The sequence below is a fragment of the Planctobacterium marinum genome (assembly GCF_020687805.1).
In the GTDB taxonomy this organism is placed as follows: domain Bacteria; phylum Pseudomonadota; class Gammaproteobacteria; order Enterobacterales; family Alteromonadaceae; genus Planctobacterium; species Planctobacterium marinum.
The window spans coordinates 101,809-127,200 of the sequence record NZ_JAJEWQ010000002.1; the positions used below are offsets into that span (position 1 = coordinate 101,809).

The 25,392-nt window shown below is 46.4% G+C and carries 26 protein-coding genes and 1 other RNA gene; 15 read left to right on the top strand and 12 right to left on the bottom strand.

The window, feature by feature from the left end:
- Window positions 1–19: 19 nt before the first annotated feature.
- The 3 genes from LJ740_RS05780 to LJ740_RS05790 all read right to left on the bottom strand — a co-directional run bounded on the left by LJ740_RS05780 (window position 20) and on the right by LJ740_RS05790 (window position 3,095).
- Complete coding sequence (locus LJ740_RS05780) at window positions 20–1,105, bottom strand: trypsin-like peptidase domain-containing protein (protein WP_229528128.1); 1,086 nt, start codon at window positions 1,103–1,105, stop codon at window positions 20–22.
- A gap of 111 nt (window positions 1,106–1,216) precedes the next feature.
- The gene (locus LJ740_RS05785) at window positions 1,217–2,590 is read right to left on the bottom strand and encodes a DegQ family serine endoprotease (RefSeq protein ID WP_229528129.1); all 1,374 of its coding nucleotides are present in this window, start codon (window positions 2,588–2,590) and stop codon (window positions 1,217–1,219) included.
- Window positions 2,591–2,663: 73 nt separating this feature from the next.
- On the bottom strand, window positions 2,664–3,095 hold the full coding sequence (locus LJ740_RS05790) for a ZapG family protein (protein WP_229528130.1): 432 nt from the start codon (window positions 3,093–3,095) through the stop codon (window positions 2,664–2,666).
- A gap of 207 nt (window positions 3,096–3,302) precedes the next feature.
- On the opposite strand from LJ740_RS05790, the gene zapE reads away from it, so the two are divergent.
- The 9 genes from zapE to LJ740_RS05835 all read left to right on the top strand — a co-directional run bounded on the left by zapE (window position 3,303) and on the right by LJ740_RS05835 (window position 10,080).
- Window positions 3,303–4,400, top strand: a complete 1,098-nt coding sequence (zapE, locus tag LJ740_RS05795; RefSeq protein ID WP_324255604.1) for a cell division protein ZapE — start codon at window positions 3,303–3,305, stop codon at window positions 4,398–4,400.
- A gap of 304 nt (window positions 4,401–4,704) precedes the next feature.
- Window positions 4,705–5,133 carry a 50S ribosomal protein L13 gene (gene rplM, locus LJ740_RS05800; protein ID WP_229528132.1) on the top strand — a complete coding sequence of 143 codons (429 nt, stop codon included), beginning with the start codon at window positions 4,705–4,707 and terminating at the stop codon, window positions 5,131–5,133.
- A gap of 12 nt (window positions 5,134–5,145) precedes the next feature.
- Window positions 5,146–5,538 carry a 30S ribosomal protein S9 gene (rpsI, locus tag LJ740_RS05805; RefSeq protein ID WP_229528133.1) on the top strand — a complete coding sequence of 131 codons (393 nt, stop codon included), beginning with the start codon at window positions 5,146–5,148 and terminating at the stop codon, window positions 5,536–5,538.
- 283 nt (window positions 5,539–5,821) lie between these two features.
- Window positions 5,822–6,415 carry a ubiquinol-cytochrome c reductase iron-sulfur subunit gene (gene petA / locus LJ740_RS05810; RefSeq protein WP_229528134.1) on the top strand — a complete coding sequence of 198 codons (594 nt, stop codon included), beginning with the start codon at window positions 5,822–5,824 and terminating at the stop codon, window positions 6,413–6,415.
- A gap of 1 nt (window position 6,416) precedes the next feature.
- On the top strand, window positions 6,417–7,685 hold the full coding sequence (locus LJ740_RS05815) for a cytochrome b (protein WP_229528135.1): 1,269 nt from the start codon (window positions 6,417–6,419) through the stop codon (window positions 7,683–7,685).
- Window positions 7,685–8,431, top strand: a complete 747-nt coding sequence (locus LJ740_RS05820; RefSeq protein WP_229528136.1) for a cytochrome c1 — start codon at window positions 7,685–7,687, stop codon at window positions 8,429–8,431. Before LJ740_RS05815 ends, LJ740_RS05820 begins: the two co-directional genes overlap by 1 nt.
- Window positions 8,432–8,569: 138 nt before the next feature.
- Entirely contained in the window at window positions 8,570–9,202 is a 633-nt protein-coding gene (gene sspA, locus LJ740_RS05825; RefSeq protein WP_229528137.1) for a stringent starvation protein SspA, read from the top strand.
- Between the two features lie 27 nt (window positions 9,203–9,229).
- On the top strand, window positions 9,230–9,676 hold the full coding sequence (locus LJ740_RS05830) for a ClpXP protease specificity-enhancing factor (RefSeq protein WP_229528138.1): 447 nt from the start codon (window positions 9,230–9,232) through the stop codon (window positions 9,674–9,676).
- A 56-nt stretch (window positions 9,677–9,732) separates the two neighbouring features.
- Window positions 9,733–10,080 (top strand): hypothetical protein, encoded by a 348-nt coding sequence (locus LJ740_RS05835; protein ID WP_229528139.1) that lies wholly within the window; start codon window positions 9,733–9,735, stop codon window positions 10,078–10,080.
- A 2-nt stretch (window positions 10,081–10,082) separates the two neighbouring features.
- On the opposite strand, the gene LJ740_RS05840 is transcribed toward LJ740_RS05835, so the two are convergent.
- From LJ740_RS05840 to LJ740_RS05855, 4 genes are all read right to left on the bottom strand, one after another.
- On the bottom strand, window positions 10,083–10,331 hold the full coding sequence (locus LJ740_RS05840; RefSeq protein ID WP_229528140.1) for a beta-lactamase family protein: 249 nt from the start codon (window positions 10,329–10,331) through the stop codon (window positions 10,083–10,085).
- A gap of 162 nt (window positions 10,332–10,493) precedes the next feature.
- A complete protein-coding gene (locus LJ740_RS05845) occupies window positions 10,494–11,783 on the bottom strand; it encodes a sensor histidine kinase (RefSeq protein WP_229528141.1) in 1,290 nt (429 codons plus the stop codon).
- 2 nt (window positions 11,784–11,785) lie between these two features.
- Complete coding sequence (locus tag LJ740_RS05850) at window positions 11,786–12,469, bottom strand: response regulator transcription factor (RefSeq protein WP_229528142.1); 684 nt, start codon at window positions 12,467–12,469, stop codon at window positions 11,786–11,788.
- Window positions 12,470–12,506: 37 nt separating this feature from the next.
- Window positions 12,507–13,919 carry a S41 family peptidase gene (locus tag LJ740_RS05855; protein WP_229528143.1) on the bottom strand — a complete coding sequence of 471 codons (1,413 nt, stop codon included), beginning with the start codon at window positions 13,917–13,919 and terminating at the stop codon, window positions 12,507–12,509.
- 255 nt (window positions 13,920–14,174) lie between these two features.
- Between LJ740_RS05855 and LJ740_RS05860 the strand changes: the two genes are divergently transcribed.
- From LJ740_RS05860 to LJ740_RS05875, 4 genes are all read left to right on the top strand, one after another.
- Window positions 14,175–14,354 carry a hypothetical protein gene (locus LJ740_RS05860; RefSeq protein ID WP_229528144.1) on the top strand — a complete coding sequence of 60 codons (180 nt, stop codon included), beginning with the start codon at window positions 14,175–14,177 and terminating at the stop codon, window positions 14,352–14,354.
- Between the two features lie 94 nt (window positions 14,355–14,448).
- Window positions 14,449–15,933 carry an MBL fold metallo-hydrolase gene (locus LJ740_RS05865; RefSeq protein WP_229528145.1) on the top strand — a complete coding sequence of 495 codons (1,485 nt, stop codon included), beginning with the start codon at window positions 14,449–14,451 and terminating at the stop codon, window positions 15,931–15,933.
- A gap of 82 nt (window positions 15,934–16,015) precedes the next feature.
- Entirely contained in the window at window positions 16,016–17,476 is a 1,461-nt protein-coding gene (locus LJ740_RS05870; RefSeq protein WP_229528146.1) for a serine hydrolase domain-containing protein, read from the top strand.
- Between the two features lie 163 nt (window positions 17,477–17,639).
- A complete protein-coding gene (locus LJ740_RS05875; RefSeq protein WP_229528147.1) occupies window positions 17,640–18,734 on the top strand; it encodes a DJ-1/PfpI family protein in 1,095 nt (364 codons plus the stop codon).
- A gap of 394 nt (window positions 18,735–19,128) precedes the next feature.
- On the opposite strand, the gene LJ740_RS05880 is transcribed toward LJ740_RS05875, so the two are convergent.
- The 4 genes from LJ740_RS05880 to LJ740_RS05895 are packed head-to-tail and all read right to left on the bottom strand — an operon-like array spanning window position 19,129 to window position 22,464.
- Window positions 19,129–19,695: a BON domain-containing protein gene (locus tag LJ740_RS05880; protein WP_229528148.1), complete on the bottom strand. Its 567-nt coding sequence runs from the start codon at window positions 19,693–19,695 to the stop codon at window positions 19,129–19,131.
- Between the two features lie 21 nt (window positions 19,696–19,716).
- Window positions 19,717–20,310: a phosphoheptose isomerase gene (locus LJ740_RS05885; protein ID WP_229528149.1), complete on the bottom strand. Its 594-nt coding sequence runs from the start codon at window positions 20,308–20,310 to the stop codon at window positions 19,717–19,719.
- Window positions 20,311–20,324: 14 nt separating this feature from the next.
- Complete coding sequence (locus LJ740_RS05890; RefSeq protein WP_229528884.1) at window positions 20,325–20,681, bottom strand: YraN family protein; 357 nt, start codon at window positions 20,679–20,681, stop codon at window positions 20,325–20,327.
- Complete coding sequence (locus tag LJ740_RS05895; protein ID WP_229528150.1) at window positions 20,674–22,464, bottom strand: penicillin-binding protein activator; 1,791 nt, start codon at window positions 22,462–22,464, stop codon at window positions 20,674–20,676. Before LJ740_RS05895 ends, LJ740_RS05890 begins: the two co-directional genes overlap by 8 nt.
- Before the next feature lie 67 nt (window positions 22,465–22,531).
- On the opposite strand from LJ740_RS05895, the gene rsmI reads away from it, so the two are divergent.
- Complete coding sequence (rsmI, locus tag LJ740_RS05900; protein WP_229528151.1) at window positions 22,532–23,368, top strand: 16S rRNA (cytidine(1402)-2'-O)-methyltransferase; 837 nt, start codon at window positions 22,532–22,534, stop codon at window positions 23,366–23,368.
- Between the two features lie 2 nt (window positions 23,369–23,370).
- Here the strand turns inward: rsmI and LJ740_RS05905 are convergent, their stop codons facing one another.
- Window positions 23,371–24,855 (bottom strand): hypothetical protein, encoded by a 1,485-nt coding sequence (locus tag LJ740_RS05905; protein WP_229528152.1) that lies wholly within the window; start codon window positions 24,853–24,855, stop codon window positions 23,371–23,373.
- A gap of 126 nt (window positions 24,856–24,981) precedes the next feature.
- Here LJ740_RS05905 and rnpB point away from each other — a divergent pair.
- Window positions 24,982–25,323, top strand: an RNA gene (gene rnpB, locus LJ740_RS05910) — RNase P RNA component class A.
- Window positions 25,324–25,392: the final 69 nt, after the last annotated feature.

The window sequence follows — 25,392 nt, forward strand, 5'->3', positions numbered from 1 at the left end:
GTTATTTCTGTAGCCTGCACTAACCGGCGCGCAATACGCTGTCTAAGTCGCCAATGACAACCGGTAAAACGATGGTTTCACCACCGCGTTTTACCTCGAAGTCCAGGGTGGTTCCCGGTAGGGTATTCGCCACAATGGACTGCACTTCCAGGGCGCTATTGATTGTAGCGCCATTGACACTGATCAATACATCACTCACCTGAATACCGGCTCTGGATGCCGGGCTGCGGTTTTCCACGCCGATAATAATCACCCCGGCAATCTCGTGATCACTGCCTTGCAGACCTGCATAACCCCGGATAACGCGACCTTTACTGATAATGTCACGCATCACTTTTTGAGCCATTTGTGACGGTACCGCAAAAAATACACCGGGCACGTCTTTCGGTTGACCCCCTTCTAAAATCTTGTAATTGGCATTGTTGATGCCTACCAGGTAACCATTGCTGTCTACCAGGGCCCCACCGGAATTACCCTGGTTTAGGGTGGCATCCATCTGAATAAAGTTGCGGTGGCCGCCTATGCCTAACTGGCTCACCTCAGAGCGACCGGTGGCACTGATAATACCCTGGGTGATGGTTTGTCCCAGATTGTAAGGGTTGCCAATGGCTAACACTAAATCACCCACCTGGGTTTTGTTGGTTTCTTCCAGTTGCGGAATAACCGGCAGATTATCCGCATTGATTTTCAACACGGCTAAATCAGTGAGGGGATCGGAGCCAATCACCTGGGCTTCATAAATGCGGCTTTGTTCAGCCACAATGACTTCAATGGAGTCGGCCCCTGCAATAACATGCAGACAGGTCAATATGTAGCCGTTATCACTCATAATAACGCCGGAACCCAGTGAGGTGCGCTCTACTTCATTATTGCGAAACAACGCGGAGCGTCGAATGGTTTTCTGGCTGTAGATATTAACAACGGCAGGAGCGGAGCGATTTATTGCATCGGCAAAACTCACCTTTTTAGGCATATCTCCGGGAAAGATATTGCTCATCTGTAGCTGGTTGCCATTGCGTAATTGTGGGATCAGTAGCAATAAAATTATCGATACAGCAATACCCAGTAAGATGGATTTAATGATAAAGAAAATTGAGTTTTTCAAGCTAACCCCCGCGATTGTAGCGGGGCCTAGAATAGCATTGATTCAGTTTGAATCAATATGGGAAGCACTTGAGCAGTGCATTTAGCACTGCTCAGCGATGCTGATGTTGTGTTAGCGAATGACCACGTACAGGGATGATTCACCACGACGCACATTCAGGGCCAGAACCCCTCTTTCAAAATCGTTCAGGTAGCGGCGCAATTCTGCTACGTTGGTGATGCGATTGCGGTTTATACCGACAATAATATCGCCCTGTTCCAGACCTAAACGGTTTGCGTATGAGTGCGGTTCAACTTCTGTGACTTCGACACCTGCTTCACCATCTTCCGTGGTACCATCGGCAAAGGTCGCGCCCTGGAATGCCGGGTGAATGTCCTGTGCCGCGACATTGGATTCGGTAGAGTCATCCAGGGTTACCGAAATGTCCATTTCTTTGCCTTCGCGGATCACCCCAATTTCAACAGTCGCCCCGGCGCCAAGTGTCGCGATTTTAGCGCGTAATTCGCTGAAGCTGGATACCGAGCGACCATTCAGGGAAACAATCACGTCACCGGCTTTCAGGCCACCTTTGTCTGCGGCTGAATCCGGGGATACCTGGCTGACATAAGCCCCTTTGCTGACGCTTAAGTCCATTGCCTCAGCCAGACCAGAGTCAACATTGCCGCCCGTAATACCCAGTAATCCGCGACGTACTTCACCAAACTGGATCAGTTGATCCACTAAGCTTTTCATCATATTGCTGGGAATGGCAAATCCGATGCCCACGTTACCGCCGGTAGGGGCAACAATGGCAGTATTGATACCCACCAGTTGGCCTTTCAGATTCACCAGAGCACCACCGGAATTTCCGCGATTAATCGCGGCATCAGTCTGAATATAGTTTTCCAGGGCATTGATCCCCAGTGCCGAAGAACGGCTTAAAGCACTGACGATACCGGATGTTACTGTTTGCCCGATACCAAAGGGGTTGCCAATGGCCACAACAAAATCGCCAACCCGCAGCTCATCCGAGTCTGCCAGTTTGATATCAATCAGTTTGTCGGCTTCTACTTTTAACAAAGCGATATCTGAGTCTTTGTCTTCACCGAGCTTTTTGGCTTCCAGTTCGCGACCGTCACTCAATAACACGGTGATTTCGTCGGCATTGTCGACAACATGAGCATTGGTAACGATGTAACCATTTTCAGCATCAATAATGACACCACTGCCAAGACCGGTGAATGGTTTTTCCTGCACCTGTTCTCTGGGGGAGTTAGGGCCATAAAAATAACGGAACAAATCAGGTACCCGTTGGCGAATTTTTTGTGTGCCTTCAACAGATATGCTGACCACAGCGGGGGTGGTTTTTTCCAACATGGGTGCCAGTGTCGGCACGTCATTGTCACCACCTAAAAAGGGCAGGGCAGCCTGGCTGGCTGAGGATAGTCCCACCACTAAACTTAGGCATATGATTCGAGTCCAGGCGGACCAAATGCGCATTTTCATTGTTTCATTTTCTCCGATGATATAACTCTCATAAAGACCTGAGTGACGCGCCTAAGTTCCTAAACCCTTGCTGTTAAGATGTTTCAGAATGTTTTTTTGCGTCACCCGCGAACAGGCCAGATTGTCCCTCTGAGTAATCCAGAGGCTGATAATCTGTATTCCGTTCTTTTTTGGGTTCTTTCTTTTGGGTTTTCAAGTGCAAAGTGGCTTGCTGATGAAAGTACTCCAGTTGATTCAGTTCTTTGTCGGTGGTGGTTTCATCAATAATTAATTGATAGTGATTTAACTGCTCGGCCAATACTGCGCACTGCTCCTGAATTTTCCCCAGGGCAGACTGCGTTTCGGAAATATGAATGTTGGCTTGCTCGGCAATCAACTGTTTTTCTGATTTTTCTTTGGCTTCTTCATTGGCGTCAGGACGCTTTGGCTCAAAGAGTGTTTTTCCGATAAATACACCGATCCCGATACCGGCAATTAATAATACGATTCCGATTAACCAATCCATAATACACCTCGCTAACAACTCATTTGAGCATAACACAAATTTTAAAATACCAGCGCAATTATGCGGTTGCGGGCGGCTTTCAACAAGACGGACTTCTGCCAACAGCATATAAATTGTGCGTTAATGTGCATTTTTTATTTGTAAGCGCATATAATCAGGCGCCTTTGAACTGAACCACATTATCAGGACTGTCGGAATATGTTGCACATGACGCCGTTGGAAAAGTATCAACAAGATTTGAAATCTGCGGATTTTCAGTATGATTCGGCGCAGGAAAATGCAGTTAAAGAATTACAACGTCTGTATGACGAATTAACTCATCCGAAGCAAAAGAAAACCTGGCGGGTAAAAATTAAAGCGGCCTTCGGAAAAGGCATGAACAAGCCCACGACCCAGGGAATTTACTTTTGGGGCGGGGTTGGGCGAGGTAAAACCTACCTGGTGGATACCTTTTATGACTGCTTGCCTGGTGAACGCAAAATGCGGGTGCATTTTCATCGGTTTATGCACCGGGTACACAGTGAGCTGAAAACCCTGGCGGGCAAATCCGATCCACTTAAAATCGTGGCCAAACAGTTTGCCGACGAAACCGACATCATCTGTTTTGACGAATTTTTTGTGTCAGACATAACCGATGCCATGATCCTGGGCACCCTGATGGAAGAATTGTTTGCTCAGGGAATTGTGTTGGTGGCCACCTCCAATATTGAGCCGCAGGGGTTGTACCGCAATGGTCTGCAGCGGGCGCGTTTTTTACCTGCTATCGATTTGATTGAGCAGAATACCCGCATCATCAATGTTGACAGCGGCGTTGACTATCGTCTGCGCACCCTGGAGCAGGCGGAAATTTATCATTATCCGCTGGATGATGATGCAGATAAAAACCTGCATCATTATTTTGGACAACTGGCCCCGGAATCCTGCGAAACTGAGGCGATGCTGAACATTGCCGGGCGACAGGTTCAGGCCGAGCGCAATGCCGATGGCGTGGTGATGTTTGAGTTTGATGTATTGTGCGGTGGACCTCGCAGCCAAACCGATTATATGGAGATAAGCCGTTGTTATCATTCGGTACTGCTGGCCAACGTCAAACAAATGAATCAACAGGTGGATGATATCGCCCGTCGTTTTATCGCCATGGTGGATGAGTTTTATGAGCGCAACGTAAAATTGATTATCTCTGCCGAGGTGGCCATTGACGAACTTTATACTCAGGGGCAGCTTTCATTTGAGTTTAAGCGTTGCATCAGCCGGTTAAAGGAAATGCAATCTCATGATTATCTCGCAACTCAGCATCTGCCTTAGAGGGAAATCATTGCTGGTGTGACTTGTGTCAGGCGGCGCGGGTAGCCGTTAGCACTTTGCTTGCCTGCTCGAAGATAAATGGCATGTTTGCCCAACAGCAGCCCGCTCAGGTGAAAAAAGCTTAAAATTTAAACGTGCTTTTACGATTAAAATCTGTATAATTCGCGCCCTGCCCGTTAATGGCAACAGGGAATGTGCCGAAATTGAACCGACTCGAAGGGGTTTTTCGTTCAATAGCATGGCGACTGTTATCCGGTTTGAGGTAACAGATTTTTTTGAATCAAATCTTTTTGGGTAAAGATTAATGAAAACTTTTGTAGCAACACCAAGCACGATCAAACGTGAGTGGTTCGTGGTAGACGCCACAGACAAAACTTTAGGACGTTTAGCAACTGAGATTGCTCGTCGTCTTCGTGGCAAGCATAAGCCAGAGTATACTCCTCACATGGATACTGGCGATTACATCGTAGTAGTAAATGTTGAGAAGCTGACTGTTACTGGTAACAAAGCTCAAGACAAGATGTATTACTCGCACTCTGGTTATCCAGGCGGCCTGAAAGAGACTAACTTCTCTAAATTACAGGCACACAAGCCAGAAATGATTTTGGAAAAAGCGGTTAAAGGCATGCTGCCCAGAGGTCCTTTGGGTCGTGCAATGTTCCGTAAATTGAAAGTTTACGCTGGTGCTGAGCATAATCATGTTGCTCAACAACCTACAGTGTTAGATATTTAAGGAGCATAGATAATGGCTGTAAATCAATATTATGGTACTGGACGTCGTAAAAGCTCTACTGCACGTGTATTTTTACGTGCGGGCACTGGCAACATCGTAGTTAACAAGCGTCCACTGGATGAGTTCTTTGGTCGTGAAACTGCACGTATGGTTGTTCGTCAACCGCTTGAGCTGGTTGAAATGAGCGACAAATTTGACCTGTACGTTACTGTTAAAGGTGGCGGTATCAGTGGTCAGGCAGGTGCTATCCGTCACGGTATCACTCGTGCATTAATGGAATTCGACGAAACTTTACGTCCTGCATTGCGCAAAGCTGGCTTCGTTACTCGTGACGCTCGTCGCGTTGAACGTAAGAAAGTGGGTCTGCATAAAGCACGTAAGCGTCCACAATTCTCCAAGCGTTAATTTTTCGCTTTTTGTCAAAAACCCGACTTCATGTCGGGTTTTTTGTTTTTTATTGCTACACTTAGGCCGATGTTAGGCCAACCGATATCCCTTCAGGTATTTCACGATAACCTGTAAAAAGCCTGTCAATCGTGACTAATTCGTTGTTTTGACCATGAATTCCTTGTGTTGAGTGTGGTTTTTCTTTTATCATTTTGGCCGACTTGGAAAAGCTTTATATTTACTTACAAATATCTGGCAAGAAAACAATAACTCACTATATCCGACCTCTGGAGTAAAGTGGATGAGCAATGCGCCCGTAGATAATGGCCGGCGTCGATTTCTGACAGTGTCTACCTGTGTGGTAGGTGGTGTTGGTGCAGTCGGAGCTGCCGTTCCTTTTATCGCTTCCTGGAATCCGAGTGCCCGTGCGAAAGCAGCCGGTGCCGATGTGGAAGTAGACATCAGTAAATTAGAACCCGGCCAACTTATGCGAGTTGAATGGCGTTCAAAGCCCGTGTGGATAGTACGTCGCACACAAGAGGTTTTGGATGCGCTGGCGGGTCATGAGGATCAATTACGCGATCCTGAATCCGTAGAACCACAGCAACCTGTGTTCGCCGCAAACCGTCACCGCTCTTTGAAAGAGGAATATCTGGTGTTAGTGGGTGTTTGTACTCACCTGGGTTGTTCACCACAGCATCTGAAAGACGGTGCCTTTGCTGAATATGTGGAAGGTGTTCCTGAGGGCTTCTTCTGCCCGTGCCATGGCTCTAAGTTTGATATGGCTGGTCGTGTTTTCCAAAGCGTACCTGCGCCACTCAACCTGGTGGTACCGCCATATCAGTTTCTGGATGACAACCGGGTATTGATCGGTTCAGAAGCGGAGGTAGCATAATATGTGGAAAAACTTACTCGACTGGATTGAATACCGAATTCCAATGATGCGCGTTGCGAATATGCACGCGATCCAATATCCGGCACCCAAAAATATGAATTTTTGGTATGTGTTTGGTTTTCTTGCCACCATCGTTTTAGTTAATCAGATCGTTACAGGTATCTGGTTAACCATGAACTTCGAACCTTCTGCCGAGCGCGCTTTTGCCTCAGTGGAATACATCATGCGTGAAGTCGACTACGGCTGGATGCTGCGTTATATGCACTCCACAGGTGCATCTGCATTCTTTGTGGTGGTGTACATGCACATGTTCCGGGGCATGATTTATGGCTCCTATCAAAAACCGCGAGAGCTGATCTGGCTGTTCGGTATGTTTATCTATCTGGCGTTAATGGCCGAAGCCTTCATGGGTTATGTATTGCCCTGGGGTCAGATGTCTTACTGGGGCGCACAGGTTATCGTATCCCTGTTCGGTGCTATTCCGGTGATTGGTCCTGATCTGGTGATTTGGATTCAGGGGGATTATGTTATCTCCGGTGCCACATTAAACCGTTTCTTCGCCCTGCACGTCATAGCACTACCGCTGGTTATCGTAATTCTGGTATTTCTGCATATCGTGGCCCTGCACGAAGTGGGCTCGAACAACCCGGATGGCATTGATGTTAAAAAGCCAAAAGGCACACTACCGGAAGAAGAGAAAACCGACTTTACCATCCATGAGTACTACACTAATCGCTATGATTACACCAAGGATGTGATTCCGTTCTTCCCTCATATCGTATTGAAAGATATGGTGGCCTTCTGTTTCTTCCTCGCTGCATTTAGTTATGTGATGTTCTTTAATCCGGATATGGGCGGTTACTTCCTTGAGCATCCTAATTTTGAAATTGCTAACCCGCTGAAGACGCCTGAGCATATCTTCCCGGTTTGGTACTTCACGCCTTTCTACGCCATATTGAAAGCCGTACCTGATAAGCTTTTGGGTGTTATCGCTATGTTTGCAGCCATTATCATGTTGGTATTATTGCCCTGGATAGACCGCGGTAAGGTACGTTCATGGCGCTATCGTTGTGGCCTGCACAAATGGAATCTGATTGTGTTTGCGATTGTCTTTATCTTCCTGGGTTATCTGGGCGGTACGCCACAGGAAAACTGGAAGATTACTGCTTCGCAGATTGCGACTGTAATGTACTTTGGCTTCTTTGGTTTGCTGTGGTTATACAGTAAAAATGAAGACACCAAGCCATTACCAGAAAGGGTGACGAAATAATGATTAAGCACATAAAAAATACCCTTATTGCTGCGCTGATTGCTGTTCCATCGATGGTCTTTGCGGCTGGCAGCAACTACCCGCTGGATCACGCAGACTATGATTTAACTGATAAAGCCTCATTGCAAAATGGCGCTAAGTTATTCATGAACTACTGCCTGGGTTGTCACCAGATGCAGTATCAGCGTTACCAACGCACTTTTAACGATTTAGGCATTCCCGAAGAGCTGGGCCAGGAACATTTACAGTTCACGGGTGAGAAAGTGTCTGATTACATTCGTTCTGCAATGCCCACTGAGTCGGCAGCAGAATGGTTCGGTGCGCCGCCTCCGGATTTAACTCTGGTTGCCCGAGTACGCGGTGCAGACTGGTTGTACACTTATCTGAGAACTTTCTATGTTGATGAAAGCCGCCCGTTCGGTGTTAACAACATGGTGTTCCCGGAAGTTGGTATGCCGCACGTACTGCAGGAGTTACAAGGTACACCGTCTAAAACCACCGAAAAGCGTATGGTTGACGGTGAAATGGTGGACCGTTACGTCGGCATCAAAAGCGACGGTACAGGTGAGCTGAGCCCGTCTGAATACGATGCTGCAATGCTGGATCTGGTTAATTTCCTGGTTTACACCGGGGAGCCTATGCAGCTGGAGCGTAAAGCTATTGGTAAATGGGTCCTGGTATTTATTTTGGTACTGTTCGTATTTGTTTACCTGCTGAAGAAAGATTATTGGAGAGAAGTGCATTAATCTTGCTTCAAATCGTGTAGAATAAAAAAGGGGCAACGCTGCCCCTTTTTGTGTTTAGTTTTGAGAGTTAGCGTCTCACAATACTGGCCGCCTAATAAGCCGGACAGTGAACAGATTGAGTTTTGTGGAGGATAATGAATGGCGGTAGCCACTAACAAACGTTCTATTATGACGTTGTTTTCGGACACCCTGGATATTTACAGTCACCAGGTGCGTATTGTACTTGCGGAAAAAGGTGTTGCGGTTGAAATCGGGTATGCAGATCCTAACAATCTGCCAGAAGATTTATTACAACTGAACCCTTATGGCACGGTACCAACCCTCATCGACAGAGAATTGGTGCTCTATACTGCGCATATCATAATGGAATATCTGGATGAGCGTTTTCCTCACCCGCCATTGATGCCAGTTTACCCGGTATCTCGCGGTCAGAGCCGTCTGATGATGCACCGTATTGAAAATGACTGGTACACCGTAGCGGCAAAGATTATGAAAGGCGAAGGCGACGTTCAGGCGCATCGCAATGAGTTACGCGAGTCTATTTTGGCATTGGCACCACTGTTCGCAGAGCAGCCTTACTTCATGAGTGAAGAATTCAGTCTGGTGGACTGCTATCTTGCTCCGCTGTTGTGGCGTTTGCCGGCATTGGGTATTGAGCTCAATGGCAACGGCAGCCGCGAAGTGAAAAACTACATGAATCGCGTTTTCGAACGTGAATCATTCAAGGCATCCCTGACTGATCAGGAACGTGAAATTCACAATCCACTTTAATGCTTGAATGGTAAAACGACAGTGAATATGACATCAAACCGTCCCTATCTGATACGTGCTTACTACGAATGGATAGTGGATAACAATTTGACGCCTCATCTGGTGGTCGATGCAACTTTTAAAGGTGTGATCGTGCCTGATGAGTACGTCAAAGACGGACAAATCGTACTCAATGTTTCGCCGTCGGCCTGTGGTAATTTACTGATAGGTGATGTGGACATTGAATTTGATGCCCGATTTTCTGGAGTGCCCAGGCACCTAGTGGTGCCTGCAAGTGCAGTGTTGGCTATTTATGCCAGAGAGAATGGTGCCGGCACCATGTTTCCAAGAGAAGAGAAACACGGACAAACCGACTCCGCCGACACTGAGCTGGATTCATTAAAAAGCGTGCTGGAAGAGGGGGATTCTGACGGTAACGACGATGATCCACCAAAGCCGCCAAGAGGACGGCCCACGTTGAAAGTGGTAAAATAATTATCAAAGGCGCCTGCGGCGCCTTTTATTTTTGCGCTATGTTGCCGGAGACTCTAATGACCACCCTGAGACGCCTCTTAATGGCCCTGTTGCCGCTGCAATCACTGTTTACCGTTACTGCCCTGCTGACCTTTTTAAGCGTGCTCTATGTGCTATTGTTGGCCGGGAATGACTATCAGTCCTGGCTACTGCCTCTGGTTATGCTGTTTGCCTGGAGTGCATCCATTGCCTTTACCTTGCAAGGACACCGTTTCTTACAGGGGGTTAATACCCCCCAGACATTCTGGCAAAAGATAAAGCTTAAGCTGGTAACTGGGCTTGTCAGGCTACTGGAGTTGTTATTTATGCTTACTTGCGCAATATTGCTGTGGCTGAGTGTGAGGGCATTAGGAATGCTGTTTTAGCTTTATCCAAAACCCACGTAATAGCCACTGATCAGGCGCTCTGTATTGATATCCTTTACTGAGCGGAAAGTTGCATTCAGGTAAGGCGTCTGATGTATAGCGCTACTTATAAAATCGAAATGACGAAACTGGCACGATAGTTCGATAATACGGCTAAGTAGCAGGTAGTTGGTGTTGGAGTACTGGTACTGGCTATGTGGTGCAAAAATTTGCCAGACCGTAGCGCTGCTGCACCAACATTCTAAGCGCAATGATGTTTGCGTTCGGCAAAGTGTTGGCGTGCTGCGGTAGTAGCTCACTCAATTGGTTATCAGGTGACAGCTTGTATGCACTAATTAATTTAGTGATTGCGACCACCTATGCAGTTTATCAAAACTGGCAATTTAAATTGTTTTGTTGGCATTAACACTGCGTTAGTTTGGATTTTCGTTTTTTTGCTGGCTGTTATGACCAGCACAATGCGTAGCGGAAAAGTCAATAGTCAGACAAAACCAGTTGTCACAGATACTAGAATTTAGCTGCCAGTGGTAGCCCTGACAGATGCGGTTGACCAAATGCAGTCCTTGTCCGATGCCTTCACTATTATGGCCTTTTACGCCAGGACTGAGCAGGTCATCAGGACTATCTTCTGCTACCGGGTTGGCAATACGCAGTTCATCGCTCTTAAGACTAATCTCCAACTGGCAGTCACTGGCATGGTGAAACGCATTGTCGATGACATTATTCAGCAAAATGTGCAGTAAATTCTTATTGGCACTGATGCGATAGTCTGCGGCAACATTCAGCTGTAACTGCAGATCGTCCTGGCGCATTAACCTGGGGTTATTTATCAGGCAATGCTCAATTTCGGCCAATAGACAAAGTGGTTGTTGTTGCATTGATTCTTCTCGCGCCAGTGCCAGTAATACATGAATAGTTTGCTCCATTTGCAACGCCGATTGTTTTAGTTGAGAAAGAGTTAATTCATCTGGCGCTGCAGTGCTGTTAAGTCGACTAAGTACCATTTTTAATACTGTGGCTGGTGTGCGAAGTTCATGGCTTATATCACGGGTAAAATCGGTTTCACGTGTTAACGCGGCTTGTAGTTGTGCAACATTGTGCTGAATGGTGTGGCCCAGATAGCCTATTTCGTTATCCGGCAATATATCGCCGAGATTGAGCTCAGTACCCGGTTTATGTTGTTTTACCCTGGTACTGATCGCTTCTATTGGCCGGATAAATTTCAGACTTAAATAGAGTGATAAGGCAAAGGCAATCGCCAGTACCACAAACAGCGCCAACCCTAAATAAGGTAGCAGCTTTGGCAGGTAATCACGGGTCACTTCAAAGCTGGTAACATCTGCTGCTAATATCCAGTCTGTGTTACCTAGCATTACTGTGTGCAGGTGCAAAGTGCCGCCGCCGCCATTAGGAAACTCTATCCTTTCTGGCCTCATCTGATGTAACTGCTGAATCTCTTTGGACATTGATTGCCAACCGGCATGCAGCGCCATAAAGGGCTGGCTGGGGGCAATGACATTGCCGGTCTTTTGATATTGCCGGGTAATATGCTCGGCTTCCGCCGTTACCAGGCGGTTAAACACATTGTCTTCAACTACCCATGCGTAGCCGAGCATTAATAGCATAAAGCACAGTGCTAACAGCAGGCTAAATACCATAATGCTTTGCTGTAAACTGGCTTTTAAACTTTGTGAAGCTAACATACCTAACCTTGCACTTGCAGTTTAAAGCCAATGCCATGCAATGTTGCCAACATAGGCGTGGAAAAGGGTTTATCCAATGCCTGACGCAGAGTGTAAATGTGCGAGCGGATAACATCGCTATCCGGCGCTTCGTCACCCCATATTTTATTCACCAGTTGCTGGCGGCTAACCGCATTTGGGTACGCTTGTACCAATAACAGCAGGATGGCGAAATCCGTACTGCTAAGCTTTAGGCATTTGCCTTCACGTTTGACGAGCTGCTGCTTTTCGTTAACGGCCAGTTCACCAATCACAATAGTTTGTGACTGGTGCAGTTGATGGCGGCGGGCCAAAGCCTGGCAACGCAACAACAATTCAGTAAGGTCAAACGGCTTAGTTAGATAGTCATCTGCACCTGCGTCAAAGCCCAGACTCTTATCAGCAATACTGTCGCGTGCGGTCAGCATTAAGACTGCCGGTACAGGATCGCAGTTTTGCTTTAGTGCTTTACACACCGCAACGCCATTAGTATCTGGCAGCATTACATCCAGCACGATGACATCATAGTGTTGTTGCTTAGCTAGTGACAGCCCCAGATTGCCAGAGGCTGCGTAGTCTACCTGCATGCCCTGTAGGCTAAGAAAGTCGCATATTTCGCGGCCAATCTCTGGGGTGTCTTCAATTACAAGTACTGACACTATCGTCATCGCACTGATTCTCTGTTTTTGTTAATCTGTGTACAGCTTATTGCAGCTTAGCATGGTTATCAGCGGTACTCAGGTGTTGTAGCACCTGTTGAAGGGTGGTATCGATAGCGTTTTGCTGATCCTGCAGCTTGTCTGCAATAGGTAGCTCCGGTAGTACAACACTTACGGTGTTATCACCGCTTGGCCTTACCAGCAAACGGGTTGCAACATACGCCCGCAGCTGTGAGTGGGGTAAATTAAATAGGTTACCTTGTGCACTCTGGTTGGCGAAGCCACCCGTTGCTTTACCAGCAAGTAAGCCAAACTGATTATCCTGAATAGTGGTGGCAAATACGATTGCAGCAGAGTAACTAACCGGCCCAACAAGCACGACAACTTTGCCTTTAAAGTGAATCTCCGACGCGTTTGGCATTACATAGTCATCCCATTCAGTTCTGATAATCTCACCAATGTCACCTTTATATCCAAACAGGCCGCGATTGTCTGTGTTGAGCTTTTCTGTAACCTGCGATACCAAACGGAAAGGCTTATTGGCGATATAGCTAGCCAGCTCTGTAGCCGTATCAGTATTGCCGCCTGTGTTGTGGCGGATATCAATTACCAGCGCGCTGACGTTGTCTTGGGCAATTTGGCTAAAGGCGGACTTTAACTGGTCAGAAAATACATCCGGCTCCACATCAAAACTGTTTACATCCAAATAGCCGGTAGAATCATTCAAACGGCGATAAACAACGTCGGCCGTTGTATCAGGATCATGTGTCTGGACAATCTGCCAGTTTTGTTGGTTGTTGATACGCAGGCGTTGTGTTTTACCCAGATGATTGTATTCAATATCGAACTGATCAATAAATCCGTATACCGCCCACAGTAGAAACGGCAAGCGTTCAGCGACAAAGGCCTGTCGTAGAACGGTAGTTTCGCCACCGACATAACGTTGGAGGTTAGTGAAAATATCTGCCACTGCCAGCTCATTTATACTAATAAGCTGACTGCCAGCAGGAAGCACTTGCTCGGCATATCGGTATTGTTTTGCAACGAAGACTCCATTGGTACTAAGTTTAACTAAAAACGGAAAGGGCTTTTCGCCTTGTTCGCGCAGTTTGTCCAACTCCTGATAGGGCCAGATTAAAAAGCTGTGGCCATCCTGAAACAGATGTGACAATTGCCCGATATGGCGGAAAAACTCTACCCGTGTCATAGGTGTGGAGATATTTGCTTTAAGCTCAGCGACCTGCTGATAAAGCGTTACTTCATCGGCATAACCGGCAAAGTCCGGGTGGCGCAGTTTAACTCCTTCAACCAGGGCGTCGATATCCTGATGTAACAACTTGGGGGCAATTTTCTTTTGCATCTGGTCTGGGTTTTCCAATTCAGGAAAAATATCCAGATGCGTACCGGTGCAACCGCCAAGCAGCACCAAACTTAGTAACAAACTAATAATAGTTTTCATAACCCTTACTCCTATGTCTCAGCAATCTAGCCTAGCAAAGGCAGTGTGAAGACTTTGTCGGTAGTATTGGTCTTTACAAAATAACGAGATTTTACGGGCCAAAGTTGATCCTTGCACTGCAGCCGGTGTTAGCCCTTGCCTATCAAACCTGAGGTGTCCCAATAAAATTACTTTCTGAAACATGAAGTCAGAAAAGAATATTCATGGTGCCTGGTGACATGATCTATCACTAAACAAATTAGAGAAACAGAACCCATGAATGATTTCACTATCTTGATCAATAGAGAGGAATTGCTATGGATCACAACCACTGCAACAGTCCTGCTTTCTGGCGTCGAACTGCAGTGCATTTTGCTCACCCTGGCCAAACTATTCTGCCAGCAAGTTTGCCCGACTTTAAAAAATAATCGATTTTTTAAAGTCGGCATCGCCTAACCGGAAGATTTTGTCAGGTGGCAGTCTGTGCTTTCACAAATTCACGACATTGCCTTTGTTAGTTTGCAATTATCGCACAACAGGAACAGTGTATATGAAAGTAAAAATGTGTTTGACTACCGTTTGTTTAGTGCTGGGGCTGACCGCATTTTCAGGTATTGCATCGGAAAATAATGTGCAGTTGAAAAAAGGGGCTTCCGATAAAGTACTATCTATTATCGATAAGCTGGTTATGGCCTACGGCGGCGCTGCCCTATTGCAAGCTAACAGCATTAAAGTTGTCGACTACAACAAAGGCCCCTGGCCAGGCGAGTCCGAATTACCGGATGTACCAGAGTTATGGCGTATTAACGAAGAGCTGACTATAGACTATAAAAACCAGCGCAAGAGTTTGCTATCGTATCGGGTACCGCGTACCACCCTGGATTTAGAAAAATGGGTACAGCAGGGTGATAGCACCATCATGTACGACATTCTGCACGAAAAATACTCTGAAGAAAGTTGGGCAAACTTTGACCGTTTAGGGGCATCGTTAGAGCGCAGCAGTGATACGCTGCAAGCTAGACGTTTAGCTCGCCTGTCATCGGAATTGGAATTCAATGGCGAGGAATATTACCGTGGCCGCTTGCAGCAAAAGCTCATATTGCAACATGCTTCTGGTGAGCGCTATACCTACTTTGTAGATAGTACGTCCGGCCTTATCTATAAAATACTGCGCCAGCATCCACGGGCAGGTGACATGTTGTATATTTTCTCCAATCACAATATCGCAGCTAAATTGCCCTATGCTCGCGATATGAATTTCTTCGTCAATGGTCAGCTGCGGCTCAGCTCAGTGCATCGTTATCTTGAACTCAATCCTGAACTCAGCGCGGCATTTAGTGGCTTTGACCATTTCACGCCCTGGGGTGCAACCATAGATGCGTCAGAACTTACTGCAAAGAAACTCAGCGCTGGTGTTTTTCAGGCCGGTAAAGGCAGGGCATTAACGGTATTTATTGAGCAGGCCGATCATTATATCGCTATGGGCGCAGCGGAGGCGCTTACGGAGAATTTTTACGAGATTAAAAAGCTGTCGATGCAAGATAAGCCACTCAAGTATTTTGTGGTGACTCATCATCATAATGCCAACGTGCGCGGGTTGGACAACGCCCTGGAACTGGGGGCAACATTGGTAGTTGCCATGCAGCACAAGGATACCATTTTAAAATATGCTGCTGGTGCTCAGCCGGACCAACTGCTGTTGGTCCCAGAACGAGTAGAATTCACGCTGGGTGATCTGAAGCTGTTTGATATCGCCACTGCACATTCACAACATTATTTGCTGGCTTATTTACCCTCTGTCGGCATGGTGCTGGCAGAAGATCACTATGTTACCGAGTTAAAAACGGCTAAACCACGTATTTACCACGATATGGTGCGCTTTGCCCAAGCTATAGATGCGCTAAAACTTGATGTTAAGACATTGGTAGATATCCGTGGTTGGCGGCAGTTTAGCTGGATTGAGTTCAGGCAGTGGACTCGTGATTTTAAGCCGAAAACCTGTCCGGCGGGATTTGATATTTGCGCCAATGGTTAGCCGGTATTTTCATATATGCTTGATGTTTGTTAGTGTGACTGTGAATTAAAAAAGGAAAAGCAAAGTGACGAAATATCTGTTCATGTCAACGATGATAGTTATCCAAATTGTAATATGTTGTCAGGCAGAGATTGTGGTTGCTGAATCGAAGGGAGAGCAAATCGCGGTAGAGCATGGACTAAGGCTGCCGGTAGTGTTTGAAAACGACTCAGTGCCCACTTTTTCAGTTGAGGATAGGTTGGCTTTTTATCAGGTGCCAGGCTTGAGCTTTGCGTTAATTGATAATGGCAAAGTAGTCTGGACCAATGGTTATGGCCGTTTATCTTCGTCCTCAGAAAGGCCGGTAACCAGTAGTACCGTGTTTCAGGCTGCATCGTTAGCTAAACCAGTTACCGCTTTTGCACTAATGAGAATGCATGATCAAGGTGAGATTGATATAAACAAGCCGATTACCGAATATCTTAAATCTTTTCAGTTGCCTGTCGAGCAAGCGGATGCTGACAAGGTAATTTCCTTTGAAAACCTGCTTAATCATAGTTCTGGCTTGTCAGCCGGCGGTTATATGGGTTACATGCAGGGAGCTACTATCCCAACCGACCAACAAACCCTGCTTGGACAAAACCCCGCCAATACAAAAGCCGTTGCAGTTGAGTTTGCAGCTGGTAAGCAAGTGATGTATTCAGGGGCAGGTTACACCCTGGCAGAAGTAGCGCTGCAGGATGAATTCGGTAAACCGTTTGAGCAGCTGATGGATACCTGGGTACTACAGCCATTAGATATGCATCATAGCTCCTTTGATATGTTATATCCGCATCAAACAAAGAATGAGGTAGCGCTGGGGCATGACAGCGTTGGCGCGATTATCGACGGTGGCTGGCGGCGGCATCCAGAGCAGGCTGCTGCGGGCTTGTGGTCAACTGCTGAAAATTTGGCCAAGTTAGCGATTGAATTAACAAAAGGTTATCACGGTAAGAGTGACGTTATTTCGAAGCGTTCAGTGCGACAAATGTTAGCACCGGTTAAACCGGAGGAAGATTTATCCGCCTATTTTGGTGGTCAGCCAGCTATGACATTTGTTACAGATGGCGCGGAGAAAAGATTTCTTTTTAAACATAACGGCGGCAATGTCGGCTATCGCAGTTTTATGCTGATGTATCCTGAAACCGGAGATGGTGCGGTGTTTTTGACTAATTCTGATGCGGGCTTTAGTGTTGGTTTTGAGATGATAAGAGCCGTGTCTTACGTATATGACTGGCCTGATTACAAGGCCAAAACCTATAGAAGACGGATGGTTGACCCGATTAAGCAACACAGGCTGGAAGGGGATTATGAGTTTGAAAATGGACTGCAGGTGTCATTGCTTAAATCGAAATTGGCAGATGGTATCGCTATTAAATTTCCCAACGGTGACATTTATCCGTTGTCCGCCGTGGAAGGTAAACATCAGTATGTTCATCAGGATTCTGGTTTAGAAGTCAGCTTCACCGACATTGATGGTCAGCTAAGTGTGTTTTTATATAACCAAACGGCGTTAAAAAAGTAAAAGTCTAAAGATGGAGCCCCCGGGCATTGGCAACAGAAGGCAAAGTAATTTAGAGGAAATTTAATGGGCAATTGAGCGGCAATATTGCCCGATTTAATTTTCTTCACAAGGTTACGACGGTCGTTTAGTTATGCTGAACCTGTTACATAACAGGAATAATTCAATGAAATTTCTAACCTATATACTTACCTGCACTATATTAATTAGCTCCTTTGTATCTGCTGAAGAAAAGCGCGTTTTAATGTTAATCTCCAGTTACGGTTCAGAAGCTAACCCTGAACTTAGTTATGATTTAGAAGAATTAGCTCAGTCATATTTAGTATTACATGACAATGGCGTAAAGCTGGATATTGCCAGCCCGAAAGGCGGTGCAGTACTGGTTAAAAACAATAAAGACGCGTTGAAGTATATTCAGCGATTCAAATCGCTTGCTACTGCGCAGTTAGCGAATACACTGGCGACCGCCGAAACTGACATTAAGCATTATGACGGTGTGTTTATTATTGGAGGCTCTGGCGCAATGTTGGATTTACCCAGCCATCAAGCAACACAGCAACTGCTAACCAACGCAATAGATAAAGACAAAGTAATTACAGCTGTCTGCCATGGTCCAGCAGCCATTGCAGACTTAAAGTTGACCGATGGAAGTTATTTCGTGGCTGGTAAGCAGGTTAATGGTTTTACCAACAAGGAAGAGCATGCGTTTAGCAGTGAGCATTTGTCGGACTTTCCGTTTTTGCTGCAAGACCATTTAATAAAAAATGGCGCGCAGTTTGTGCATAACGCACCGATGCTACCTTATGTCGCAGTAGACGGAAAGCTGATTACTGCGCAAAACCCAGGCTCGGTTGCCAAAGCCGCTGAAGCTATGGTGCTGGCGCTGGGCTTGCCGGTTAGTGCAAGAAAACCATTCTCTGATGAAGCAACAATGGCATTAATTTCTGCCGCCCGACAAAACGGTCCCGTTGAGATCGATCTGGCATTACAACAGGCTGAACATAATATTGATATTAACTATTTGGCATTATATGGTTTCTATGCCTACAGCCTTGCCGATGACGTTGATAAAGCCCGGGAACTGGCGATTATGTATACTATTAGCATGCACTTTTCGCACCCGGAGTTTGACGCACAGCTTATCGTCCAGTCGCTTGAGCAAGGCTTGGTAGTACAAGCCAATACGGTATATCAGCAATTTGTTCGACGCTACCCTGAGCATAAATATGTGGCTGAGTTAAAAACAAAGTTGATGTTGTAATCTGATTTTGTGCATGCCAGCTTACGCTGGCATGTATATGTCTCAGCGTCATACATCTACTCAGCGTACCCGTTGAACTATACCGCCAGGTAAATTTATTTATGGTTCAATGAGCTCAAATGAGACACTTTTCTGGTTCTGCGCTTGAGAATTATGTCATCTCTCGCCATGGACAAGGGGGAGAGGGGGTTTCCCCTTCAAAGAAGCAACATCAAAGTACAATGCTGTCTATTTGACGCCGTTGGAAGATACAACCACGGTGACCCAGGAGAAATACAGACGGGTGTCGATTTCGCCTAAATGTGACCCGCTGTGGGTAAAACACCTTGGTAAGGCAAATCAATGAGTAGATCGGAACTCATTTCTACGACACATTTTATTTCACCTGCCACTATCAGTTTATTTCAAAAGCACTAAAAACTTTGGTGACGCCACTGATATTTCTGACCTCATCAATGGCTCTTTGTGCTTCTGCTTCGGTCACTATACCCATTAAAAAGACTTCGGAGTCTTCCACCACCACGTCGATTTTTAATGAATTGACTTGTTTATTAGCCAGTAAACTGGCGCGTACCTTAGACGACAGCCAGACGTCGTGAGCCTGTGTGGAAACCGCCGTTGAGTTGGCGATTCGGATCTGGTTGTGCACGGTTACAATGTCAGCTGCCGCGGCGGCAACACGCTCTGCTTCAGCTTTAATATTGTTGTTTTGTGCTTGCCCTGTGAGCAACACCGCACCGTTGTATACGTGCACATTCACATTGGCGTTCTTTTCTATTGCCGGCGTTTCGGAAAGGGCGCTTCTGATCTTCGTGGCATACGTTGTATCGTCAATTTGTGCCCCCAGAGAACGGGGGTCTTCATTGACGGTAATGGTACTCACAGCAGCACCGCCCACCAGCACGGCAGCACAGCCAGACAGCAGCCAAACAGAACCGAGTAGCAACAGAACTTTTTTCATTAATCGCCTCTTTAATTTTGGTTATTCGTCGTGATGAGCAGGAAATAAGCTGTCGTCGATGACTTCACACAAATTGTGGATCACTAACAAATGCACTTCCTGGATTCGTGCTGTACGGTTGGAAGGAACGCGGATCTCTACATCATTGGCACCCAGTAATCCGGCCATTTCACCGCCGTCTTTGCCGGTTAAAGCAATGATTTTCATGTCTCTGCTGACCGCAGCTTCCATCGCCTTAATTACGTTGCGGGAGTTGCCACTGGTGGATATTGCCAGCAAAATATCGCCAGGCTGGCCCAGTGCCCGTACCTGTTTAGAAAACACTTCGTCGTAGCTGTAATCATTGGCTATCGAAGTGATAGTAGAAGGATCGGTGGTTAAGGCCATTGCCGGAAGGCTGGGGCGGTCGCGTTCATAGCGATTCAACATTTCGGAAGAAAAGTGCTGTGCATCACCGGCCGAGCCACCATTTCCACAAGACAGGATCTTATTGCCGTTCATCAGGGCCTGTACCAAAATGCCACCGGCGGTTAGGATCACTTCCGGCAGTGTTTCTGCGGCTGCAATTTTAGTTTGAATGGATTCGGTAAAATTTGCTTTTATTTGTTCGATCATTGTTTATGTCTCGTTTATTCGACGCATTGGTACCAATCTACTTTGTCGTCGTTTATCGCCACCAAATCAATTCTGAAGTTGGTGATTTCAGGATTCAGCCCCTGGCTGCTTAACCAGTGCATTATCGCCTTGTGCAACTTTTTTCGTTTACCAGGCGTATAGAATTCTTCGGCAGTACCAAACTCACTGGAAGCTCTGGATTTTACCTCAACAAAAACCCATTGCTCAGCATGACGGAAAATAAGATCAATTTCTCCCCATTTGCAATGGTAGTTTGCCTCACAAAAAGTTAACCCTTGCTTAATCAGATAGTTGCGGGCCGATTTTTCAGCCCGTATGCCATTGAGTCTGGCCTTCAGGCCGCTAATCACCTTCAAGTAAAATCACTTCTTGTTCAGTAAATTGCGCCGCCTTGATGGTTCGTTCTGTTTGATTGAGGTTGTTGAGCCTGATGGTGCCGGTAAGGCCCTGCCAGGACTGGTTTTCAAACTGCGCTAATAAAGGTAAATAGGGCGCCATATTAAAGGCATCATAACCCATTGCAAAGAGGCGTTGCAGTGCATCGCGACGACCGGGCCAAAGTTTGTCGGTTTGTTTTTGCAACCAGCTATACTGCGCTTCTCCCAACATCCAGGGCATTTCGATAAAATACAAATTACGCAAATCCCGCAAATCGTTGTTGCTCAGGTTGCGGCTAAAACTTCTGGACGTGGCATACACCGGAATAATTTCTGCAAATGGGCTGGTACTGGCTTCAATTAGCGGATTAATCAACTCTGTCTGGGTGGTATTCGCCAGAATAATAATGGCATCAATATCACGGCGATTGCGTTCGAAAGCATGAAGCTCCGGTCGCAATAAATTGCGAATTTGCGCTACGCGCTCTTTGCTGTCTGTCAGTGCCAATGTGTCATTAACGCCTTGTCTGACGTCGTTGTTATCGACAAAATCCAGTATCACCGGGGCCTTGAGGTTTTTTTTCAGCCACTCTTCTGAAAAGGCGGATTTCATGCGTTGATAAGTGGCATTTTCCGATGCGATCAGCATGGGCTGCCTGATCCCTTGTAAATGTAGGTTTTGAGCAAGTTGCACCGCTTCATCTTCGGGGGCCAAAGAATAATAATATTGTCCCAATTGTTTATAGGCGTTTTCAGTGCGATTTAAAAACAGTACCGGTAGTCCTTCCGGAATAAGGGCTTGAATTTGATCGATATTCTCTTTCAGCAACGGACCAATTACCAAATCATAGCCAGTAAAATCCAGCTGTGGCGGGTTGTCTGTTGTCCATGACTGAGTGTCAACAAAATCCAGTTGGCGCTCTGCAAAGTTGGAGGAAAAATTGGCAGCCAGAATACCTTCTTTTATTGCTTCACCCTGTGCCTGTCTTGGTCCGGAGAGCGGCAATAATACCAGTACGTTCTCAAAGCTGGCTTTTGGACGCGCGAGTATCCCGGCGATATCATCAGGTAGCTGTCTGGCAAAAAGGTGGTTGGGAAAGCGACTTTGCCACGCGGAAAACTGCCTGTCGGTCGATTCGTCACTGTGAGTTAGCTGCCGTTGTACAACCAGTAATTGCAACAACGGATTGAGACGACTGATTTCCTTTTGGTGGGTTGCAATTTCCTGGTCTGACAATTTTTGCATTATGGCCCATATCTTAAGCTCATTGGCATAATCTGAAGGCCCACTGATGGCGAGGGAGTTTGCGGCCAGCCACCAGCGCTCTGATCCCAGGTATACCTGATACAACATGTCGTGCTTTTGTTGCATCCAGGGCGAATTATCCGGAATGCTCTCTAACATACTTTCTGCGGCAACATAGTTGCTGGTTTGCAATAAACACTGAGATTGTGTAATTGCCAGTTGTTGCTGTTGTGCGGAAGTCAGTAATTGCCTGGTTTGCACCAAATGAGCAATATCAATGGCTTTGGTGCAATGTGTTTTTGCCACGGTTTCAACCAATTCGATAAGGTAGCTGGCAGGTGACTCTGACTGCTCAGCAAGGGCCAGCAACGCTTCGGGAGAACGGTTAGTATGACGGGTTTCTGTTGGGGTTGGGCTGGCCTGCACCGATGTGGTTTTCTTCGGTGTACTGCCGCATCCCGCTAATAAAAGCACCAGAAGCAAGAGATTCAAATATTTGTTTTGCAACATAGATAACCACAAAATAGAGCGAATAGTTTAAAATGCAACTTCAGTATTACAACGACAGGCATTTTTGATGGCAACACATGGACAACTTTACATTGTCGCGACACCGATTGGCAATTTAAACGATATTACCCACAGGGCAATCGAAGTGTTGCAAAATGTCGCGATAATCGCTGCCGAAGATACCCGCCATAGCGCCAGACTTTTACAACATTATGCCATTGATACACGCATGATTGCATTGCATGAACACAATGAAGTGCAAAAAAAATCCTGGTTGATTGAACAATTGCAGTCTGGTCTTGATATTGCGTTGATATCTGATGCCGGAACACCCTTAATAAGTGATCCTGGCTATCCGCTGGTTAACGCCTGTCGTGATGCCGGACTCCGGGTAACGCCGATCCCGGGGGCCTGCGCCGTGATCACCGCTTTGTGCGCATCCGGACTACCTACCGATGCCTTTCAGTTTTTAGGTTTTTTACCGGTTAAACATCAGGCCAGAGAAAATGCGTTCAAAGCGGTACAGGGCAGCGCATGTACGTCAATATTTTATGAAGCTCCACGCCGCATAAAAGATACGTTGCTGCACATCAACGAGGTGTTGGAAGCCGACCGTCAACTGGTGATTGCAAAGGAACTCACCAAGAGCTTTGAGCAGTTCTTCAAAGGAACAGCGCAACAGGCGGTAGCCTGGTTAGAAGAAGAGGCTCAACGGGAAAAAGGTGAGTTTGTATTGTTGCTGGCACCGGCTAAAAAGCAAGAAGGTGATTTGCCGGCAGAAGCGGTGCAACTAATGCAGGCCTTATTAGCGGAGTTGCCCGCTAAAAAGGCGGCAGCGATTGTTGCAGAGCATTATCACCTTAAGAAAAACGATCTTTACAAATATAGTCTGAGTCTGAAATAGCGTTAGTTTTTAATTGAGTTGACCTTATTCCACAGGTTTTGAGTCCGGGTGAAAGAGAAAAAATCCTGAGGGTGCCAGCAGCGCGGGATCAGATCAGAATCTTCACCTTCGTTAAAGTCAGACTTGAGTTCCCTCAGAATTTCAATCAGTTTGGCTTTGCTGACTTTTTCCAGCTTTTTACGGGTTGCCGGGTAAAACAAATTGTTGGTTTTACCAATGACGTGGTTCAGTGCAAACGCATTAAACTGCAGTCCTCTTGTGGCAACGCGACAAATTGGTACGTCAGATTGTTTTGGGAACAAAGAGTTAACCACGGCATATTCGTACCTGTCCAAATCAAAACCATCGGAATCTTTGGGGATATAGGCAATACCAAATCCCTGTGGGAAGATTCCCAACATTTCTATCAGGGCATCGCTGACGGCTTTGTTATAGGCGCCGAGTTCGGCTCCCCTCTCCATGACCGCGTTAACGCGGGGCAGAGATTCGTAGCTGTAATTGTCTTTGGTTGACAGCACTACAGAGCAATAAACCTGTGGCACCTTTAACAGGTTGCCAATGCCGTCACCGGGGTTAATAGCGCCTTTTAACAGGTTCCTGATGAACAGGAGTTTGCGTTTTTCGTTGTCGTTAAATGCGGCGCGTTCCTCTTTGCTGTTTCCAGCGTACTTCTGCATTCCTAAACCCTGAGTGACAAACTTAAGAGATTGGGTATAGTTTATTTTTAGCAGGTTATTGCGCTCTTCTTTTTCCAGCATGCGAAACTCATCAAGATCACCGTCTTCGCCGCGCAGTATCAGATCCGCATCTGGGTGAACCTGACCAATATCCTGACATAAGCAGGCAATAATCAATGGAATTTCAACATCAGTGCGATAGGGAGAGGTTTCCTCTGATTGTTCATCGGCCTCAGCCATGTAGTCGATGTTTTCCTGAAACTTGGCACACAGGTATTCGTCTTTTATTTTTTCTTCATGCAGTAAATGATGCACCAGGCGAACGGACAATATCGCCTTGTAAAGGTGTTTGGTTTTTTGATTTTGTTTGGCTACATCGCGACCTTGCGTGGGCGACAATAGTTGTAAGGTACCTAGCGCCCGTGCAACATTGCTGTTGAAATCCTCAAGGCTTTTGCCCTGCAAGGTTGACATCAAGTCGGTGGTGATTTTGATGACCTTTTCCAGACGGGCCAGTCTTTTTTCTTCCAGCTCGCGCTCTATGGCTTTGTAGTTGATTTCCAGGGTGTCTTTTCTGGCATTGAGTTTCTTAAGCTTTTCCGCATCGGAAGTCATATCGATAGATTCATCAACATCATCGATTTGAGATTTAGCGAATGCAAGACGCTTTTCATTTTCTGGTGCCTGAGAAAAGTAATCAGCGGCAATTTCAAATAAAGAATCTTTAACCGGGGATACACTATAAATTCGTTTCAGGAGATCTTTCAGTAATCGGGTGTGGGAAGCGTCACCCTGTGGACCCTTGCTCATTTGTGCTCGTTAGTCATTTTTTACATTTCAGTTTAGATTAGTTTTATCACTTTGCGCCAGTTAGCGCAAAACAAACACTAAATATTTAATGATTGTGAAATTCCCTGAACAACGTAGAATAGCGGGCGAGCTGACCAGACAATCGCCGCTTGCTTGCAGGGGGAGGAAAGTCCGGGCTCCATAGGGTAGGATGCCAGATAACTTCTGGGCGGCGTGAGCCGACGACAAGTGCAGCAGAGAGAAGACCGCCTCAGCAATGGGGTAAGGGTGAAAGGGTGCGGTAAGAGCGCACCGCACCACTGGTAACAGTGTGTGGCGAGGTAAACTCCATCCGGAGCAAAATCAAATAGGGTTCCTTATGGCGCGACCCGCGTTGGAACCGGGTAGATTGCTTGAGCCTGTGAGCAATTGCAGGCCTAGATGAATGATTGTCCACGACAGAACCCGGCTTATCGGTTAGCTCCCCAACTTCAGAAAGCCCTGATTTCTTTTCAGGGCTTTTTATTTTGGACAATCAAATGAAGATTGTCCACGACG

Excerpts from the sequence above, each read along its gene's own strand:
- LJ740_RS05785 (WP_229528129.1), bottom strand. The coding sequence starts at position 2,590 with ATGAAAATGCGCATTTGGTCCGCCTGGACTCGAATCATATGCCTAAGT.
- LJ740_RS05790 (WP_229528130.1), bottom strand. The coding sequence starts at position 3,095 with ATGGATTGGTTAATCGGAATCGTATTATTAATTGCCGGTATCGGGATC.
- zapE (WP_324255604.1), top strand. The coding sequence starts at position 3,303 with ATGACGCCGTTGGAAAAGTATCAACAAGATTTGAAATCTGCGGATTTT.
- rplM (WP_229528132.1), top strand. The coding sequence starts at position 4,705 with ATGAAAACTTTTGTAGCAACACCAAGCACGATCAAACGTGAGTGGTTC.
- rpsI (WP_229528133.1), top strand. The coding sequence starts at position 5,146 with ATGGCTGTAAATCAATATTATGGTACTGGACGTCGTAAAAGCTCTACT.
- petA (WP_229528134.1), top strand. The coding sequence starts at position 5,822 with ATGAGCAATGCGCCCGTAGATAATGGCCGGCGTCGATTTCTGACAGTG.
- LJ740_RS05815 (WP_229528135.1), top strand. The coding sequence starts at position 6,417 with ATGTGGAAAAACTTACTCGACTGGATTGAATACCGAATTCCAATGATG.
- LJ740_RS05820 (WP_229528136.1), top strand. The coding sequence starts at position 7,685 with ATGATTAAGCACATAAAAAATACCCTTATTGCTGCGCTGATTGCTGTT.
- sspA (WP_229528137.1), top strand. The coding sequence starts at position 8,570 with ATGGCGGTAGCCACTAACAAACGTTCTATTATGACGTTGTTTTCGGAC.
- LJ740_RS05830 (WP_229528138.1), top strand. The coding sequence starts at position 9,230 with ATGACATCAAACCGTCCCTATCTGATACGTGCTTACTACGAATGGATA.
- LJ740_RS05835 (WP_229528139.1), top strand. The coding sequence starts at position 9,733 with ATGACCACCCTGAGACGCCTCTTAATGGCCCTGTTGCCGCTGCAATCA.
- LJ740_RS05845 (WP_229528141.1), bottom strand. The coding sequence starts at position 11,783 with ATGTTAGCTTCACAAAGTTTAAAAGCCAGTTTACAGCAAAGCATTATG.
- LJ740_RS05850 (WP_229528142.1), bottom strand. The coding sequence starts at position 12,469 with ATGACGATAGTGTCAGTACTTGTAATTGAAGACACCCCAGAGATTGGC.
- LJ740_RS05855 (WP_229528143.1), bottom strand. The coding sequence starts at position 13,919 with ATGAAAACTATTATTAGTTTGTTACTAAGTTTGGTGCTGCTTGGCGGT.
- LJ740_RS05860 (WP_229528144.1), top strand. The coding sequence starts at position 14,175 with ATGAATGATTTCACTATCTTGATCAATAGAGAGGAATTGCTATGGATC.
- LJ740_RS05865 (WP_229528145.1), top strand. The coding sequence starts at position 14,449 with ATGAAAGTAAAAATGTGTTTGACTACCGTTTGTTTAGTGCTGGGGCTG.
- LJ740_RS05870 (WP_229528146.1), top strand. The coding sequence starts at position 16,016 with ATGTCAACGATGATAGTTATCCAAATTGTAATATGTTGTCAGGCAGAG.
- LJ740_RS05875 (WP_229528147.1), top strand. The coding sequence starts at position 17,640 with ATGAAATTTCTAACCTATATACTTACCTGCACTATATTAATTAGCTCC.
- LJ740_RS05880 (WP_229528148.1), bottom strand. The coding sequence starts at position 19,695 with ATGAAAAAAGTTCTGTTGCTACTCGGTTCTGTTTGGCTGCTGTCTGGC.
- LJ740_RS05885 (WP_229528149.1), bottom strand. The coding sequence starts at position 20,310 with ATGATCGAACAAATAAAAGCAAATTTTACCGAATCCATTCAAACTAAA.
- LJ740_RS05895 (WP_229528150.1), bottom strand. The coding sequence starts at position 22,464 with ATGTTGCAAAACAAATATTTGAATCTCTTGCTTCTGGTGCTTTTATTA.
- rsmI (WP_229528151.1), top strand. The coding sequence starts at position 22,532 with ATGGCAACACATGGACAACTTTACATTGTCGCGACACCGATTGGCAAT.
- LJ740_RS05905 (WP_229528152.1), bottom strand. The coding sequence starts at position 24,855 with ATGAGCAAGGGTCCACAGGGTGACGCTTCCCACACCCGATTACTGAAA.